Source organism: Paraburkholderia dinghuensis, assembly GCF_003837865.1.
GTDB classification, from domain to species: Bacteria; Pseudomonadota; Gammaproteobacteria; order Burkholderiales; family Burkholderiaceae; genus Paraburkholderia; species Paraburkholderia dinghuensis.
This window is the reverse complement of record NZ_RQIS01000003.1, coordinates 157,639-176,066: the sequence shown is the minus strand read 5'-3', so window position 1 is coordinate 176,066 and position 18,428 is coordinate 157,639. Positions and strand designations below refer to the sequence as shown.

The 18,428-nt window shown below is 64.7% G+C and carries 10 protein-coding genes; 5 read left to right on the top strand and 5 right to left on the bottom strand.

Features of this window, described 5'->3' with window-relative positions; all coding sequences use genetic code 11:
* Nucleotides 1–84 precede the first annotated feature (84 nt).
* Both D1Y85_RS05420 and metG read left to right on the top strand, forming a co-directional pair.
* Entirely contained in the window at nucleotides 85–735 is a 651-nt protein-coding gene (locus tag D1Y85_RS05420) for a YiaD family glycine zipper/OmpA-like lipoprotein (protein ID WP_124150013.1), read from the top strand.
* Between the two features lie 383 nt (nucleotides 736–1,118).
* On the top strand, nucleotides 1,119–3,278 hold the full coding sequence (metG, locus tag D1Y85_RS05415; RefSeq protein WP_124150012.1) for a methionine--tRNA ligase: 2,160 nt from the start codon (nucleotides 1,119–1,121) through the stop codon (nucleotides 3,276–3,278).
* Nucleotides 3,279–3,456: 178 nt separating this feature from the next.
* On the opposite strand, the gene D1Y85_RS05410 is transcribed toward metG, so the two are convergent.
* On the bottom strand, nucleotides 3,457–4,161 hold the full coding sequence (locus D1Y85_RS05410; RefSeq protein ID WP_124150011.1) for a hypothetical protein: 705 nt from the start codon (nucleotides 4,159–4,161) through the stop codon (nucleotides 3,457–3,459).
* Nucleotides 4,162–4,870: 709 nt separating this feature from the next.
* Here D1Y85_RS05410 and ilvD point away from each other — a divergent pair.
* Nucleotides 4,871–6,733, top strand: coding sequence for a dihydroxy-acid dehydratase (gene ilvD / locus D1Y85_RS05405; protein ID WP_124150010.1), 1,863 nt, complete (start codon nucleotides 4,871–4,873; stop codon nucleotides 6,731–6,733).
* A gap of 206 nt (nucleotides 6,734–6,939) precedes the next feature.
* On the opposite strand, the gene norW is transcribed toward ilvD, so the two are convergent.
* Nucleotides 6,940–8,082, bottom strand: coding sequence for an NADH:flavorubredoxin reductase NorW (gene norW, locus D1Y85_RS05400; protein WP_124150009.1), 1,143 nt, complete (start codon nucleotides 8,080–8,082; stop codon nucleotides 6,940–6,942).
* On the bottom strand, nucleotides 8,079–9,716 hold the full coding sequence (gene norV / locus D1Y85_RS05395; protein ID WP_246024793.1) for an anaerobic nitric oxide reductase flavorubredoxin: 1,638 nt from the start codon (nucleotides 9,714–9,716) through the stop codon (nucleotides 8,079–8,081). Before norV ends, norW begins: the two co-directional genes overlap by 4 nt.
* Between norV and norR the strand changes: the two genes are divergently transcribed.
* Nucleotides 9,715–11,244: a nitric oxide reductase transcriptional regulator NorR gene (norR, locus tag D1Y85_RS05390; protein ID WP_124150008.1), complete on the top strand. Its 1,530-nt coding sequence runs from the start codon at nucleotides 9,715–9,717 to the stop codon at nucleotides 11,242–11,244. The genes norV and norR overlap by 2 nt on opposite strands.
* A 326-nt stretch (nucleotides 11,245–11,570) precedes the next feature.
* Complete coding sequence (locus D1Y85_RS05385; RefSeq protein ID WP_124150007.1) at nucleotides 11,571–11,954, top strand: VOC family protein; 384 nt, start codon at nucleotides 11,571–11,573, stop codon at nucleotides 11,952–11,954.
* Between the two features lie 82 nt (nucleotides 11,955–12,036).
* On the opposite strand, the gene D1Y85_RS05380 is transcribed toward D1Y85_RS05385, so the two are convergent.
* Together D1Y85_RS05380 and D1Y85_RS05375 are read right to left on the bottom strand one after the other, a co-directional pair.
* Entirely contained in the window at nucleotides 12,037–16,323 is a 4,287-nt protein-coding gene (locus D1Y85_RS05380) for a translocation/assembly module TamB domain-containing protein (RefSeq protein ID WP_124150006.1), read from the bottom strand.
* Between the two features lie 61 nt (nucleotides 16,324–16,384).
* A complete protein-coding gene (locus D1Y85_RS05375; RefSeq protein ID WP_246024801.1) occupies nucleotides 16,385–18,079 on the bottom strand; it encodes an autotransporter assembly complex protein TamA in 1,695 nt (564 codons plus the stop codon).
* Nucleotides 18,080–18,428: the final 349 nt, after the last annotated feature.

Below are 18,428 nucleotides of genomic sequence, written 5' to 3'. Positions count from 1 at the left end.
CCGCCCGAAGACCCTGTACGCAGTCGGGGCCTGCGGGCGGGCATTGCCGGCAGCCGTCGTGTTCCACTCAAGTGAGGAAGCAAAATGAACGCAAGAATCCTGACCCGCCTGTCCGTCTTCGCTGTCGCCGGTGCACTCGTCGCGGGCTGCGCGACCCAGCAAGGCACCAACACGGCCATCGGCACCGGCGTCGGCGCCGGTACGGGTGCCGCGATCGGCGCGATCTTCGGCGGCGGCAAGGGCGCGGCGATCGGCGCAGGCGCAGGCGCGCTCGTCGGCGGCGTGACCGGCTACAACTGGCAGGCAATCCACAACCGACTGTCGGGCGCGACGCAGGGCACGGGCACCAAGATCACCGAGCAGCCGGACGGCTCGCTCAAGCTCGACATCCCGAGCAGCGTGACCTTCGACACCAACAGCTACGCGATCAAGCCGACGTTTGCACCGGTGCTGGATCAGGTCGCGCAGACGCTCCAGCAGAATCCGGAAGTGGTCGCGCAGGTCGTGGGTCACACGGACAACACGGGCCAGCCCGCCTTTAATCAGACGCTGTCGGTCAACCGCGCGCAGAGCGTCGTGAACTACCTGTCGACGCGCGGCATCCCGATGCAGCGCCTCGCCGCGGAAGGTCGCGGCGACACACAGCCGGTCGCCGACAACAACACCGAGGCCGGTCGCGCGGCAAACCGTCGCGTGGAAGTCTTTCTGCGCGCAACGGCGCAACACCAGGGCTGACGGCTGCGTGACGGCTGTCTGACGGCGGGCGGACCCAGAAAATTTAAATTTTTTCGAACTCCCGGCCCGATCCGCTGTCTGTCATTACGGTACGTGGCTGGCGATGCCGCCGCGTCACCATTCTCCTCTTGTCGTTGTTGCTCCGGGGCCATACTGCCCCGGTTTTTTTGCCCGTCATTTGTGCAATGCAGCATCGGGCGGATTCCACGACAGCTTCCGTCCCCTGGTTTCACCCGCTCTTGCGAAGAACCCGCACCACGCGCACTACGATTTCGCGCAGGACCTGAGCGCGGCGTGCGCGGCACTTCCGGCCGCGAACGCGCCCTCCCTCGGCCCTGCTAAAATTGTCGTTTCGACCTCCCGCATCACCGGACTCCCCCAACATGTCAGCACCCGCCACCGACCTCAGTGCCGCCGGCACACGACAGGCTCAGCAGGCCCGCCGCCAGATTCTCGTCACGTCCGCCCTGCCCTACGCCAACGGGCAAATCCATATCGGCCATCTGGTCGAGTACATCCAGACGGACATCTGGGTTCGCGCGCTGCGAATGCACGGTCACGAGGTCTACTACGTCGGTGCCGACGACACGCACGGCACGCCCGTCATGCTGCGCGCCGAAAAGGAAGGCCTCACGCCGCAGCAGTTGATCGCGCGCGTCTGGCAGGAGCACAAGCGCGATTTCGACAGCTTCGGCGTCTCGTTCGATAACTACTACTCGACGGATTCCGAAGAGAACCGTGTGCTCTCCGAATCGGTGTATCTGGCGCTCAAGGACGCGGGTCTCATCGACACGCGCGACATCGAGCAGGCCTACGACCCGGTCAAGAACATGTTCCTGCCGGACCGCTTCATCAAGGGCGAGTGCCCGAAATGCGGCGCAAAGGACCAGTACGGCGACAACTGCGAAGTGTGCGGCTCGACCTACGCGCCGACCGACCTGATCAATCCGTACTCGGTGGTCTCCGGCGCGACGCCGATCCGCAAGACCTCGACGCACCATTTCTTCCGCCTCTCGGACCCGCGCTGCGAGCAATTCCTGCGCGGCTGGGTGAGCGGCCTCGCGCAACCGGAAGCCACGAACAAGATGCGCGAGTGGCTCGGCGACGCAGGTGAATCGAAGCTCGCCGACTGGGACATCTCGCGCGACGCACCGTATTTCGGCTTCGAAATTCCGGGTGCGCCCGGCAAGTACTTCTACGTGTGGCTCGACGCGCCCGTCGGCTATTACGCGAGCTTCAAGAACCTGTGCGAGAAGCGCGGCATCGACTTCGACGCCTGGGTGAAGCCGGGCACGAAGACGGAGCAGTATCACTTCATCGGCAAGGACATCCTGTACTTCCACACGCTGTTCTGGCCGGCGATGCTCGAATTCTCGGGCCATCGCACGCCGACCAACGTGTTCGCGCACGGCTTCCTCACGGTGGACGGCGCGAAGATGTCGAAGTCGCGCGGCACCTTCATCACGGCGGAAAGCTACGTCACGTCAGGCCTGAATCCCGAGTGGCTGCGCTATTACTTCGCTGCCAAGCTCAACGGCACGATGGAAGACCTCGACCTGAACCTCGAGGACTTCCAGGCGCGCGTGAACAGCGACCTCGTCGGCAAGTACATCAACATCGCAAGCCGCGCGGCGGGCTTTCTGATCAAGCGCTTCGACGGCCGCGTGCAGGACGGCGCGATGGATCATCCGCTGCTCGCGCAACTGCGCGACGCGATCCCCCACATTGCCGCGCACTACGAGTCGCGCGACTATGGCCGCGCGCTGCGCCAGACAATGGAGCTCGCCGATGTGGTCAACGGCTACGTCGATACGGCCAAGCCGTGGGAACTGGCGAAGGACCCGGCCAACGCGGTGGCGCTGCACGAAGCCTGCAGCGTGAGCCTCGAAGCGTTCCGCCTGCTGTCGCTCGCGCTCAAGCCGGTATTGCCGACGCTGGCCGCCGGCGTGGAGAGCTTCCTCTCGATCGCGCCGCTCACCTGGGCCGACGCTGCGAAGCCGCTTTCGTCGACGACGCCGATCAACGCGTACAAGCACCTCATGACGCGCGTCGATCCCAAGCAGATCGAAGCATTGCTCGCTGCGAACCGCGATTCGCTGCAGGCAACCGACGCGAGCGCGGCCGCGCCCGCCGATGCGAAGCAGAAGTCGAAGGCATCGAAGGACGCGCCTGCGATGGCCAACGCCGCACCGGAAACACCCGACGTCATCTCGATCGACGACTTCGCGAAGATCGACCTGCGCGTGGCGCTGATCGTCGACTGCAACGTCGTCGAGGGGTCGGACAAGCTGCTGCAACTGACGCTCGACGTCGGCGAAGAGCGCACGCGCAACGTGTTCTCGGGCATCCGCTCGGCTTACAAGCCGGAGGACCTCAAGGGCAAGTTCACGGTGGTGGTCGCCAATCTCGCGCCGCGCAAGATGAAGTTCGGCGTTTCGGAAGGGATGGTGTTGTCCGCGTCGTCGACCAATGAAAAGGCCGAACCGGGCCTCTACATCATTGAGCCGCAAAGCGGCGCGAAGCCGGGGATGAAGGTGCGCTGACGCGCCGGATCTCGCCTCGCCTCGCCTCGCCTCGCAGCAACGAAAGCACGCCTGAGGGCGTGCTTTTTTTGGCGTTGTTCACAGATTTTCGGGGAGGGGCTCTGTTCGACTATGGATTCAACCGGTCGATGCAACACAATGGCAGCTGCTCTTCATGCAGTCCCATTTGATGAACGGGTTAGGCGTCGTCGGGCGAATACCTAACTCCGAACATATCGAGAGAAACGGCCAACCACTTTGGTTGGTGATAGATGCCGAATGCTGAACCGCTCGCGTCGATGTCCGCTTCCTCGCTTGCATGCTGATATACGAACTCGAATGCTTCGGCCGATGTCGGCACAACAACCAGGGTTTGGTTGGGATCCAACTTGAGCGCACTGGATGGGACACGCCATTCTCGCTCCCAAGTGAAGTCGACTGAGTTCACTGGATCGTAGGGGCAGAAGCGATGTCGCAGTGCGTCGGGGTACTGATCGAGAGACTCGGGGAGATCATAGATTACAGGTCGTCCCCCTTGCTGGTAGAGCCAGTTCTTGCTTACGGCGACACCATAGGGTTCGTATCTCGGTCTTTGGGTCTCCTCCGAAGCAATGGACGCCAAGGCGAAGACCGAGTTGAACTCGTGGATCGGAGCTTCGGTAAAGCAAACTGTATCTTTGCCATAAGTCCAATGGGATGTGCCGTGCAGCTCGCCCGAGCGCAGAATCTTTTCTAGGACGTGGGATGCCGTTTCTCCCATGTTTATCTTCCGTCCTTGAATCTCGACCCATCGTGGTTCGAGGCCGCGAGTGAAGTGAAAGAGCAAGTCACTAACATCTCGGCGAACGAGCTTGATGCGCTTCGCAAGTTCCGGGTCCAGTGGCGGGGTGGGATGTGAGTTCATTTGCGATGTCCGACGATCTTTGACCTGATTGGGTAGCCACCCTGCAGTCACAAGCGTCGAGCTAGTGTTAGTTATTCAAGTCACCGTAAGCATCGTCCGCGAATGAAGGAGATTGTCGGCGATCTACGCCGCGATGTCGAACGGCCGCTAATGATTGATTCTGTTGAAAAACTCCGCAGTCAGGCATTCAGGGAGGTTTTCACGGGTCCTCTTACCCCTAATCGATGCTCACGAACGGTTTGTGGAACGATCTGAGAGGTCGATTTTTCGCGCGCCGGTCCTGCTGCCCAGATAAGAGAGTTTTTCAACAGAATCGATTCAAGGCTGCCGTTCGTTGGGATTGGCGCGAACGACGCTACCTGGCCGAACCCGGCCGTTTCTTCTGCATTCCCCGGTTATCCTCGATGCCCCTTCTTTCGGGTTCATCGCGGGCAAACCCGCAACCGGTTTCGGTCACGACGTTCATTCGTCCGCGCGGCGCGGCCCGGTTTTGACGGGCGCCGTCATCGATTGATATTTTTTTCGACTTTATTCACGCGGAAAAATATATTGGACGTCTCACTGGCGCTCCAGCACTATTTGCGCTTTCCGGACGTTCTCCCTGTGCGGCACCGCGAGCCGTCGCCCGCCGTGCGCAACGGTGCACTGGCCGCGGACCCGGACCCGGACCCCATTTCACTTTCGACGACTGCAAGACCTGAGGACAGAGATGCCTGACTATCGATCAAAAACTTCGACTCATGGCCGGAACATGGCGGGCGCTCGCGCCTTGTGGCGCGCCACCGGCATGAAAGACGGCGACTTCGGCAAGCCCATCATCGCCGTGGTGAACTCGTTCACGCAGTTCGTGCCGGGTCACGTGCATCTGCGCGATCTCGGCGCGCTGGTCGCGAAGGAGATCGAGGCGGCCGGCGGCGTCGCCAAGGAATTCAACACAATCGCCGTGGACGACGGCATCGCCATGGGCCACGGCGGCATGCTCTATTCGCTGCCCTCGCGCGAACTGATCGCAGACTCGGTCGAATACATGGTCAACGCGCATTGCGCCGATGCCATGGTCTGCATCTCCAATTGCGACAAGATCACCCCGGGCATGCTGATGGCCGCCATGCGCCTGAACATCCCCGTCGTGTTCGTTTCCGGCGGCCCGATGGAAGCAGGCAAGATCAAGTCGCCGACCGATGGTCAGGTGATCGCCAAGATCGACCTGATCGACGCGATGATCAAGGCCGCCGACCCGGCGATCAGCGACGCCGACGTGGCCGAAGTCGAGCGCAGCGCCTGCCCGACATGCGGTTCCTGCTCTGGCATGTTCACCGCGAACTCGATGAATTGCCTGACCGAGGCAATCGGTCTCGCGTTGCCCGGCAACGGCACGATCGTCGCGACGCACGCATGGCGCAAGGGCCTGTTCGAACAGGCGGGCCGCCTGGTCGTGGATCTGTGCCGCCGCTACTATCAGGAAGAAGACACGTCGGTCCTGCCGCGCAGCATCGCCACCAAGGCCGCATTCGAGAACGCGATGGCGCTCGACGTGGCCATGGGCGGTTCGACCAATACCGTCCTGCACCTGCTGGCAGCCGCGCAGGAAGCGGGCGTCGATTTCACGATGTCCGATATCGATCGCATCTCGCGCAAAGTACCGTGCCTGTGCAAGGCTGCGCCGATGACCGACAAGTACCACATCGAGGACGTGCATCGTGCGGGCGGCATCCTCGGCATTCTCGGCGAACTGGCCCGCGCTGAATTGCTCGACCTGTCGTGCGGCAACGTGCATAGCGGCTCACTCGGCAACGCGATTGCCAAGTGGGACATCGCGGGCGGCGCGGGCGAAGAAGCGCAGAAGTTTTTCCGCGCGGCGCCGGGCGGCATTCCGACCACGGTCGCGTTCAGCCAGGAAGCGACCTATGCGTCGCTCGATAGCGACCGCAAGAACGGCTGTATCCGCAGCAAGCAAGACGCGTATTCGAAAGACGGCGGCCTCGCCGTGCTCTACGGCAACCTCGCCGAGAAGGGCTGCATCGTCAAGACGGCCGGTGTCGACGAATCGCAGTGGATCTTCTCCGGGCGCGCGCGCGTGTTCGAAAGCCAGGACGAGGCCGTCGACGCCATTCTCGGCGACAAGGTCGTCGCGGGTGACGTCGTCGTGATCCGTTACGAAGGCCCCAAGGGCGGCCCCGGCATGCAGGAAATGCTCTACCCCACGTCGTATCTGAAATCGAAGGGGCTGGGAAAGACCTGCGCGCTGTTTACCGACGGCCGGTTCTCCGGTGGCTCGTCGGGCCTCGTGATCGGGCATGCGTCGCCTGAAGCGGCCGAAGGCGGCACGATCGGTCTCGTGGAAGACGGCGATGTCATCGAGATCGACATCCCGCAGCGCAAGATGCACCTCGCGGTGTCGGACGACGTGCTGGCTCGCCGTCGCGCAGCCATGGAAGCGCGCGGCGACAAGGCCTGGATGCCGGCGGACCGCAAGCGCGTGGTGTCCCAGGCGCTGCAGGCCTACGCTGCGCTCGCGACGTCGGCCGATCGTGGCGCCGTGCGGGATATCTCGCAACTCAAGCGCAAGTAAGGCGGAACGGGGCGTTTCGTGCAGGACAGCGGTCGTTCGGCGGCAGAGCGTCGAATGGCTGCTGTGCCCTTGGGAAACGACCGTCGCGCCAGCGGTTGCGTACGAGATCGCGCCAGGGCGCGCACGTGCTGTCTATCCCCCCGACAGCCTGAGGCGCGTAGCGAACTGCCGTAACGCGGGAGATCCCCCGCGTTACGGCCTCCCGTTCAGGCAGCTAGCCGCGGAAGTTCACGGTACACGGCAAAAGCCTGACTTATCCGATCACCGCCGACGACGAAACCGCACAACTTGCCTGCCGCATCGAAGGAACGCGCGAGCATACCGCTCGCATTCCATTCGGACTGCCAGGAGAGCCCCTCGCCGCGCGTGCGTCCGGCCATTTGCATGACGTAGGCCGGTGTCTTGACGCGCACCATCATATGCGGGAGCACCAGCGGTGTCGGCTTGCCAAGCAGGGTTGCCGCCAGCACGGTGGCCCCGAGCAAGGCGGGCTGCAGGAAAGGCAGGAGCGTGCCCTGGAATTCCATGCCGTCACCGAGCGCGTAGATATCGGGGACGCTGGTGCGAAGGTGTTCGTCCACGATGATGCCGCGCCCGACGTCGATCCCCGCGTCGCGGGCAAGCGAGACTTCAGGTGCAAGCCCTATCGCGGCGAGGACCAGGTCGTGGTGGCTGCTCGAACCATCGCTCATGTTGACCTGGAGGCCATCGCCCGCTTTTTCGATCGAGTGCAGGCCGCGGCCAAGTTGCAGCCGTACCCCGGCGGCCTGCAGCGCGTTGATCAGAGGCTGACTCAACGCAGCAGGCAGCAGCGCGGAGAGCGGGCTCTGAGCGATATCGACGAGCGTGACCTCACGACCGGTACTGGCGATATCCATCGCCAGCTCCGTTCCAATGAGGCCTGCCCCGAGCACCAGTACGCTGCGCGCCGCCGCAAGCTGCGGCTCGAGCCTCGCGAATTCTTCCAGACTGTTGAGCGTGTGCATCAGATGCGAACCCGCTACCGCAGGCCGCACCGCGCGTGCGCCGGTGGCCAGCACCAACTGCTCGTAGACGCACTCTCCTTGCGAAGTCACGAGTACCTGGCGCACCGGGTCGATGGCCTCGACCCGGCAGCGCGCCTGCAGCGTAATGCCCAGTTCCGCCGCGAACGCCTCTCCCGAACGCAACGGCATGCCCGCAGCCGTGGCGGCGCGGCTGGCCACGTGGCTCAGATCAGGCTTGTTGTATTCATCGCCGTTGTCGGCGGTGATCATGCGGATCGGCACATCGGTGTCGCGTTTGCGAAGGCTGCGCACCAGTTGCTGGGCAGCGAAACCGCTGCCGACGATTGTGATAGTGCGGTTCATGCTGCAGCCTTCCCCAATACCGGTTCGAACACAGCCTTACCGATGCCGCACTTCGGGCACAGGAAGGTCTCGGGCACAGCGTCCCAAGGCGTGCCGGGCGCCACGAGCTGATCCGGCTCGCCGAGCGCTGGGTCATACACCCACTGGCACACCGTGCACAGCATGGACTCGCCAGCACACGTGGCGGCCGGGGCTTTGCTTGCGGCGGGGACTTTGCTGACGGCCGGGTCATTCGCCGCGCCGTGTGTCGCGAGGCTACGGGCCGGCTCAAGTCGACGCAGCGCCCACTGGCGGGCGATCTGGCGGCCGTGCTCGCGGCACAGTTCGACCGTCCGGGCATCGGGGCGCCACTTGGCCTTCAGCGACAGGGCAATATCGAAGCCCGCATCCATGAGACGGGTCTGGATGCGATCGACCGCGCCTCCGGCCCACCCGAAGCTGCCGAACGCTGAACCCTTTTTGCCGCGGAACCGCAGCCCGGTGATTTCCTCCAGCATGCCGGCCACCTTGGGCATCATGACGTTGTTCATCGTCGATGAACCCACGAGGACGCCTTTCGAGCGGAACACGTTCGAGAGGATTTCGTTCTTGTCGTGGCGGGCGACGTTGAAAATCTTGACGGTGACGAGCGGGTCGGCTTCGTGGATGCCCTGAGCAATTGCATCGGCCATCATGCGCGTGTTGTTCGACATCGAGTCGTAAAACAGCGTGATGCGGTCTTCCTGGTAGTTGTTCGCCCACTCCAGATATTTCAGGATGATCTGGGTCGGGTTGTCGCGCCAGACCACGCCGTGTGCGGTGGCCACCATGTCGACGGGCAAGCCGAACCCGAGCACCTCATTGATCTTCGCCGTCACCAGCGGGCTGAACGGCGTGAGGATGTTCGCGTAGTACCGCAGGCACTGGTCCATCAGCTCGCCCTGATCGACCTCATCGTTGAACAGGTGTTCGTCGCAGTAGTGCTGGCCGAAGGCGTCATTGCTGAACAGCACGGCATCGCCGGTGAGGTAGGTCATCATGCTGTCGGGCCAGTGCAGCATCGGCGTCTCGATGAAGACGAGCTGCTTGCCATTGCCGATGTCCAGCTTGTCGCCCGTGCACACGGGCTGGAAATTCCATTCCGGATGGTGATGGTGGCCGACGATCGAGTCGAGCGCATTGTTCGTGCAGTAGACCGGCGTACCGGGAATCAGGGCGAGGAGTTCGCCCAGCGCGCCAGCGTGGTCTTCCTCGGCATGGTTGATCACCACGGCGTCAATCGTGCTGAGGTCGACTTCGGCGGCCAGGTCACGGATAAATTCACGGCTGAAGCGATGATCCACGGTATCGATGAGGACGGTCTTCTCCTCGCGGATCAGGTAGCTGTTGTAGCTGGTGCCCCGCAACGTACGGTATTCGGTCCCGTGAAAATCGCGCACTTCCCAATCGCGCTGACCGACCCAGTGAACGTTGTTTTTGACCAGAATTGACATGGTGTTTCCTTTGGTGTGTGTGCAGTTGCAGGGACAACTAACGCAAACAGCGTGCCAGCCCGAAAACCGCTGATTCACTGGCGTCTTCGGGACACCCATTGTCAAAAGGACTACAATCGCGGATTGTGCTTTTGACAATCGAATTGTCAGTTCGACAATCATGCTTAGTGCCGACACCTTCACCCGTATCGCCCTCGATCTGCAGCGGGGCAATTCTCATAGCGAGCGCTTCGAGCAGATGATTCAGAGCGTGCGACAGCTATTCCACTCGGACGCCTCCGCGCTGCTGCGTTACGACCGCGGCACATTCGTCCCGCTTGCTATGGACGGCTTGTCGCCCGACGTCATGGGCCGGCGCTTCCGCGTCAGCGAGCATCCGCGTCTGGAAGCCATTGCGCGCGCGGGCGATGTCGTGCGCTTTCCGCCGGACAGCGATCTGCCCGACCCCTACGACAACCTGATTGCCAGCCTCGGCTATCTGCCCGTACACGCCTGCATGGGAATCCCGCTGCTGAGCGAAGGGGTGCTCATTGGTGCGCTGACCATCGATGGCCTGAACCCTTCGCAGTTCGACGACTTCGATGACAAAGATCTTGGTCTGATCGGCGCGCTGGCCTCGGCGGCACTGGCGAACGCGCTGCTGCTGGAGCAGATGGCGAGCGACCCGCACGGGGCCGGAACGCCGCCCGTGCGCCAACTTGCCGCAACCGCCGGCGAGGGCGAGATGATCGGGGAATCCGAGGCCATGCAGCGGCTGCGCTGCGAGATCGACGTCGTGGCGGTCACGGATCTCAACGTGCTGATCCTCGGCGAGACCGGTACCGGAAAGGAGCTGATCGCGCGGGCGGTCCACATCGGCTCGACGCGCCGGGCGAGCCCGCTCGTCTACCTGAACTGCGCAGCGCTGCCTGAGAACGTGGCCGAGAGCGAGCTTTTCGGCCACGTGAAAGGCGCCTTCACCGGGGCCATCCACAATCGCACCGGCAAGTTCGAGCTGGCCCACCAGGGCACGCTGTTTCTCGACGAGATCGGCGAACTCCCGCTGTCATTGCAGGCCAAGCTGCTGCGGGTACTGCAATATGGCGACCTGCAGCGAATCGGCGACGACACCCAGCGCAAGGTCGACGTCCGTGTCATCGCCGCCACCAACAAGGACCTCAAGGCCGAAATTGTCGCGGGCCAGTTCCGCGCCGATCTGTACCATCGACTGAGCGTGTTTCCGCTGCACGCACCGGCGCTGCGCGAGCGTCTCGAGGACATTCCCCTGCTGACGGGATTTTTCCTTGAGCGCTGGCGCGGCACGATGGGTCTCAATACCCTTTCGATCGACCAGGATACGCTGGATGCGCTGACCGCGCGTCAGTGGCACGGCAACGTGCGCGAGCTGGAGCACGTCTTGCGCCGCGCCGCTGTGCTTGCGCGCGCCGAACAGGGGGGAAATGCGGCGGTCATCCATGAGCGGCACATCTGTCCGGGCGATGGGCAGCCGGTCGCCCGGCACGCTCCACTGTTGGCGACGCCCGATACCGTGCAAGAGATGGGCCTCAACGACGCCACCAGCGCCTTTCAGCGCAGGATGATCCGCAAGGCAGTCGACGACTGTGACGGCAACTGGGCCGCAGCGGCGCGCCAGCTATCGCTTGATCCGGGGAACCTGCATCGTCTGGCGTTGCGGCTGGGTTTGAAGTGATGCCTCGGCACGTACTCGAGAGACGTGCGTGTGTTGGATGATCCGGCTTTGCAGGCCCAGACGTTGCACCCCGCCGGGTGACGCCCGCGCGACGCTGCGTTTGGCCTGTTAATCGGGGCAGAGGGCGACCAGGAGGCGACGTACGCCAGGGCCCTCCAGCGGACATTCGAACGACGGCTATACTCAAGTATCGACCCTTCAAGTGCCGGCTCGACAGTCTGTCCGCCTTTGCCATCGTCTCAGCACGTCACGCACTGACGTCGCGACTGAAACGGATCGTCACCACACTCCAATCACTGTATTCCCCAGTCGCCGGAGCCCACGTTATGGTCGCCCAGCTCAATCACACCATTGTGTGGTGCTCGAACCAGAGCACCTCAGCCAGGTTTCTGGCCGACATGCTGGGCCGGCCGGCGCCGGATCGCTTCGGCCACTTTGACGTCGTCGAGCTGGACAACGGCGTCTCGCTGGACTTTGCCAAAGTTGCGGGCCACATCCAGCCGCAGCACTACGCCTTCCTGATCAGCGAAGCTGATTTCGACGCTGTCTTCGCCCGCATCAAGGATCGCGGACTGGAATTCTGGGCCGATCCGAGGGGTAGCCGGCCGGGTGAGATCAACCACAACGATGGCGGGCGTGGCGTCTATTTTCGCGATCCTGACGGCCACTACCTCGAAGTGATCACCCGGCCTTACGGCAGCGGCGAGTGACCGAGGTTATGCCATCGACACTGTGTGGGTCTGCGATCTCGATGTTCTGCAGACGCAATGGCAGTAGCAGCCGTTCGCCCCCCTACCGCCCAATCCGGTCAAACCGCCGCGTATAAGAAAGATCAGCGCCATAAAACGTACCGCCATACGCCGACACCGACCAGTACCGCGAGAGATTGACAGTCGCCTTGACCGCGTTCGACGCCGACTGCAGCCCCTGCTCGAATCCGATCACGAGCCACTCGTTGATCACCTTCGCGATCATCACAACCTGCGGATCGGTAAGCCCCACCTCGCTGCGCCCAATCGAAAATTCGTCGAGCCCCACCGACTGCGCAATACGCTTGCCGCTCGCACTGCCGAGTAGCGCGAGCGCCGACGTCATCGCACTTTGCTGGCCGAGGTTATTGCCCTGGTCGGTGCCGTGGCCAAACAGCAGCCACGAAAGCTTTTCGTTGTCGGGCACGGTGGGTTCTGAGATGAGCTTCACAACGGGCGACTGGATCGTGCCCGTCACCTGCACCCCCGCCTCGACCTGCTGATTGCGCCGCATCGCGAGAATGTTGATGCCCGGGTTCGCAACCGGGCCGTTGAACGTGAAGAAGCCGTTCTCGATGGCAAGCTTGCGGCCGAACGCCGTGTACGTCGATCCTTCTGTCACACGCACGTTGCCCACTGCGCGCAGCGGCACGCCGGGTTCGCTCATCGCCGTGATAATGCCCGCGAGACCGAGGTCCGCGCCCCTGCCGCGGAAACGGAAGCTGCGGCCAAGGTCGATGCCGATGTTCGCGCTCGGCGCGAAACGCGACGCCGGCCTCGTCCCGGCCTTCGCCGCCGCTACGTCCAGCGGCGGCGGGCCGCCGCGTGTCGTGCCGTCCGGACGCACGATCACCACGTCGTCGCTCAGTTCCGGCGCGGGCGATTCGGGCATGTCGAACAGCGCGTGATCGACGGTGAACTTGCCGTTGATCTGCAGGCCGCCGGCCTGCCCCTGGTTCGCGATACTTGCGCTACCCGAGAGCGACATCTGCCGGTCAGGTGAGGCGAACAACTCGAGCTTGTCGGCGACGATGCTCGCCGTGAGATCGGGTTCGTTGTTGTCGAGCCGCACGCGCCCCGTGGCGCGCAGCGTGCCGCTCGCGCCATGAAATTCCACCTGCTGGAAGTCGACGAGGTTGTGCGAGAGCAGCACGCGGACCACACCGTCCTTGAGCTGGAGCCCCTGGTCGACGAGCGTCGCGGAAATGCGGTCACCGACGAGCGACCCCGATACGGCCGGCTGCGCAACCGTACCGTTCAGCACAAGCTGCAGCGCGATGTGGCCATCGAGCAGATAGCCCGGGCCGAACAGTCCGCCCGTGGTCATGAGCGACGGCACGTTTGCGACGATCGTGCCGCCGAGCGGTGACTCCTCCGCGATAGTGAGGACTCCGTCACGCGGCACGAGCGACGTGTATGTCGCGACGTCGAGCGTGCCGACGCGCGTCGCCTTCGCGTGCGCGGTCACGTCGAGCCGGTTGCCGCCGCTGAATGCCGCGCGCGCGTTGATGTCGCTGATGCCGAGCGAGGCGAGTCCGCGCCCGACCTCGGCCGTGATGTCGCCCGAGCGGCGCCCGATCTGCACGTGGCCCGTGGCGCTCGCGCCGATCGAGAAGTCCCAGTCGCCGTCGAAGACGAGGTCGGTCTTGAGGTTCGACTGCACGCCCGTGAGCTGCTGGCGCAGTTGCAGTACGCGGGCGAGCGACACACCGGTGAGCGACCCCGCCGAACGGATGCGGCCGTTGTCGAGATCGAACGATTTGAGATCGAGCGATGCGCCTTCGACCACGAGGCGCGTAGCGCCGAGCGTCACCTTGCCGGCGCCCGCGCTCACCGCAAGCGGCGCTTCGAGATCGATAGCCGGCGCGCCACGATTCTGCAATTGCGTGACGGTGCCGGTCCAGCGCGTGCCGTCATGCGTGTCCGCGAGCGCGCCGTTTGCAGCGAGTTGAACGTCGACCGTCTGGCCCTGCACCTTGCCTTTCGCGCTCGCAGTGAGCGTGTGCTTCGCGCGCGTGCCCGAGAGCCGCGCGGTCAGCGTCGAGACCTCGACGCCTGCGACGGCGATCTCGCTGGCGTCGGTGCTGAACGCGAGCGCGCCGTTCGCGCCGGCGCGCAGTTCCGCATGCCCTTGCGCGTGGCCGAGCCGGTTGTCGCCGAAGACGACGTGCGCGGCTTTGTAATCGAGCGCGACGTCGGGTTGCGCGAAGGTACCGGAGAGATCGCCGCTCGCCGCGACCTGCCCCGCGACGCCGAAGCCGAGCCGGTCGAGTTGCGGCGCGTCCACCGTGAAGCGCAGCCGGTCGCCCGGCGCGCCGAAGCTGCCCTGCAGCGCCACGTCGTTGCCCGCCACCGAGAGATGCGCCTCGCTCGGAAGGATGCGCGAGCCCGCGAGCTGGACGACGCCCTCGCCGGTGAGCGGCAGGCCGTCGTAGACGCTCGGACCGAGCCTGAATTGGGCTTTCGTCGTGAACACGGGCGCGAGCGTGCCGTTCGCGTCGACCGTACCGTTCACGCGCGCCTCGATGCGGCGCGGCGCGGTGCGCGATACCGGGGAAGGCGTCGACGTGCCGTCTCGCGTCGTGTTGCGTGCGCTGCTCAGTGCGTCAGCCTGTTCAGGCAATTGCGCAAGGCTCGGAGCGTTGCTTCCAGCCGCGTGCGCAGGCCGGTTGCGCGCCGCGCCCAAAGGTGCCGTTGACGGCCTCGCCGCTGCGCGCGGCGGCGCCTGCGATGTGAGCGAGAGCGGATCGAAATCGGTCATCGCCGCCTTGAGCGTGTACGTGGAATTCGCGTCGTGCTTGATCGCGCCAGACAGGTCGATCCGCCCCGCGCCCGAACTCACGCGCACGTCGCTCAACGAGAGTCGCGCCGGATCGAACGTGACCTTGCCCTGCGCGCGCAGGGCGGCCTGTGGGTCGGCGAGGTCGAGTGTGATGCTCTGAACATCGCCGGCAAGATGCACCGTGATCGGCCCGGCCAGTTGGGTCGGGCGCACGCGCGCTTCGAGCGCGTTCAGATCGAGCCGCGCCACCTTGAGGTCGAAGCGGCCGTTGCGTCCGCTGATCGTCCCGCCGCCCGTCAGCGTGGCGTCCTTCACGAGCCGCACGTCGAGGTTGGCGAGCCGCTGCGTATGGGCGTCGAGCACGACGTCCGTGCGCGCAGAGACGAGCGGCAGCAGATTCGCATCGATTGCACCCGGCTTCGCGTTCACGATCGATACGTTGCCAGCGACCGTAAAACCGGCAGCGCGGTTATTCGCGCCGGTGTGGGCAGCGGGTGCGGGCGTCGTCGGCGCCGTGCCCGCGGAATTCGCGCTGCCAGCCGGACTTTCCACCGGCTTCAGATCGGCGCGCAGCGCGAGATCGGCAAACGGCGCACCGGGCGCGAAGGCCTGCGGATTGACGTGATCGAACGCGAGCATCGCGCGTTCGAGCGGCACGGCCGCGAACGGCGCCGCCACGATATGCGCACGTCCTGCGAGCTTCATGCCGGTCGCGTCGAGGTCGGCGGTCAGCGCCTCGAGCGTCCCGCCGATACGCCCGTTGACCTGGACGTCCTCGTTGTTGACCTTTCCCGCATAGCCGAGCTCGCCCGAGAGCGGGAATGGCCGCACGCCATCGAGCTTTGCGCTGGCGTTCACCGCGCCAAACGGCGTGTCGAGTTGCTCGACGGTGGCCGCATGGTGCCGTCCGTCGCTGCGCGCGTGAAACACGAAGCGCGAGAATTCGGTCGTCGAAGCGCCCTGGTGCAGCGTGAGCTTCGCCACTCGCAGGTCGCGAATGTCGAGCGCGAGCGGCAATTGCAGGTCTTTCGGGAGCGTCATCGGCGTGGACGGCTCGGCGGACGGCACGATTCGCAGATCAACGTCGCCGATATGCAGATAGTCCACGACGAAGTGCCACGGCCGGCTGGAGAGCGCCCACTTGCCGCTCGCGCGATCGACGGCGAAAGTCGTGCCGTCGGCGCCGCGCCAGCGCACGTTGCGCAGTTGCAGACCCGTCGCGAGCGTGCCGCCATCGAGCGTGCCCGCGAGCTGCCCGCCGAGTACCTTCACCGCAGCGCGCCACACGAGCGCCGTGCCGCGTTCGGTGGTCACAGCGCCGTAGAGCAGCGCCGCCGCGAGCGCAAGGATCAGGACCGGCGCCGCCACCGCCCACACGAGCGAGTGCCAGATCCGGTGCGGGCGGCGTGGCGGCGGCGCGGGCGGCCCGTCACCGCCGCCAGGATCGGCGGGAGGCGGCCCTTCGGGCGGGACACCGGCGCCGGGCGTTGGCGCGTCGAGCGCAACCGCGAGAGGCGCCAGCAATCGGACGACGAAACGCGCACTCATGCGGCGGCCCTCCCGGCGGGCGGCGGCATCGAAATGAAGCGAAACGTGGCGTGCGTCATCATCAGAAAGCGATCCCGAGCGTCAGATAGGGCCGCACGTTGTGCGTGCGAAAGCCATACGCCACATCGAGATTGACAGGACCGACCGGGCTGCGCCAGCGTGCGCCGATACCCGCGCCTGGATCGAAGACCTTTTCGCCCCAGGTGTCGGTTGCGGTGCCGATATCGAAGAACGCCGCGCCGCCCCAGTCGTGGCTGAACCAGTGCTGATATTCCGCCGTACCTGTGACGAGATATTTGGTCGGCAAAATCGAACCGTCGACATTGTTACCGATGCTCTGGAAAGAATAGCCGCGCACCGAATTCGAGCCGCCCGCGCGAAACAGCAGCGAGGCCGGAATGTCGCTCGAACTGGCGCCCGTGAACACGCCGCCGGCTTCCGCGCGAAACAGCATGAGGTCGCTGCGACCGATCGGCAGATATTGCTGACCGCGCATGTAGCCGCGGATGAAGGTCGCGTCGGCGATCGCGCCTTTCACGGCGAAGCCGGCCTCCACGCGGATAATGTTGCCCGAGCGGGGGAATATCGGATCGTCGACGCTACGGCGCGTCCACGCCCACGATGGCACCAGCGCGCGGGCTATCGATGGCGGCGCGGCATTCTGCTCGAGGCGGTCCTGGTAGTAGAGCAGCGAGTACGCGATGTCGATGTTCTGCGCTGTACGCGCGCGCTGCACGCCCCCGCGAAGGCTGAAGATCTTCGTATCGGACACATCGGTGGTCGTGTACGAGACGAGTGCGCTGTTGGTCCAGGCGCGCGGCCCCGGCGGCATCGAGAGCTGGAGCTGGCCGAACTGCTGGATCTGGTCGAGCCGGCCCTGTATCTGGAATGGCCAGGCGGCGCCGAAGGTGTCCAGATACGTGTAGGAGCCCTGCACATGCGGGCCGGTATCGGTCGAGTAACCGAAGCTGCCACGGAAGTTGTTATAGGGGAACTCGCTTACCTTGACGTGCAGCGGCGTCTGCTGCGGCTTCTCGGGATTGTCGTCCACGGCAATCGCGACGCTCGCGAAATATGGCGTGTTCTGCATCTGGCGCTGCAGTTCCGTCACGCGATTGGCGTCGTAGATCTCGCCAGGCGATATCGGATTGACGTTGGCCACGATGAACGTCGGATAACGCCGCATGCCCTGCACGTCGAGCTCACCCATCGTGAAAGTCGGGCCGCTGTCGTAGGTCACCGAAAGCTGCGCATCGCGCTTCAGCGGATCGACGCGCGCCTCCGACTGCACGATCTTCGCACCGAGGTAGCGCCGCGACTGGAGCGCCTTGAGCGACCCGTTCTTGGCGTCGTCCCAGCCCGACTGCGTGAACGGATCGCCATCATGCAGCGAGAACGCGAACCGGGCGGCGTTCTCCTGGGCCTTGTCTTCGGTGAGCACGGGGCCGCGGAACGTGAGCGTCACCGACGAGATCGTCGTGCGAGGACCCGGATCGATACTCACGCGCACGCGCCGCCTGCCGTCCACGATCTTCGAGTCGGTGCGCACGACCGGCGTGAAATAGCCGACCGTGGACGCGAGGTCGCGCACCTGCTGCGGCGTGGCGGTCACGAGGAACTCGTACTGGTCGTCGCTGATGTCGTTGCGCGTCGCGAAGCGCGCGATGTCGAGATGCGTCTCCAGCAGCTTGCGCAACTCGCGCGGCGTGGCATCGATCTCGACGTCGTAATACGTGCGCGCGCGGGCCCACGGCAGCCAGCTGTCCGATGCGGCTTGCGCGGATGTCGCGGTGAACAGGCCCGCGACGAACGCGACGGCAAGCCAGGCGGCAAAACTGGCGGCGTAACGGGCTGCTGAACGGGCTGCGTAACTGGATGCAAAAGCGGCTGCGAATCCGGCCGCAAACCGGGCGGAAAAGCAGACAGCAAACCGGGCGGCGACCGCTCCCCGGCTGCGCCCCACCGCTGCGCCGCCAGCCGTGGCTGAGCTGCCGGCGCGCGCCGACCGCGCCGCCCCCGAGGGACGCCGCCTTGCGCACGAAGCTTCGATCACCGATCCCGCCAAACAAAACCTCCGGCCTTGGTCGAACTGGCCGCCCGGCGCC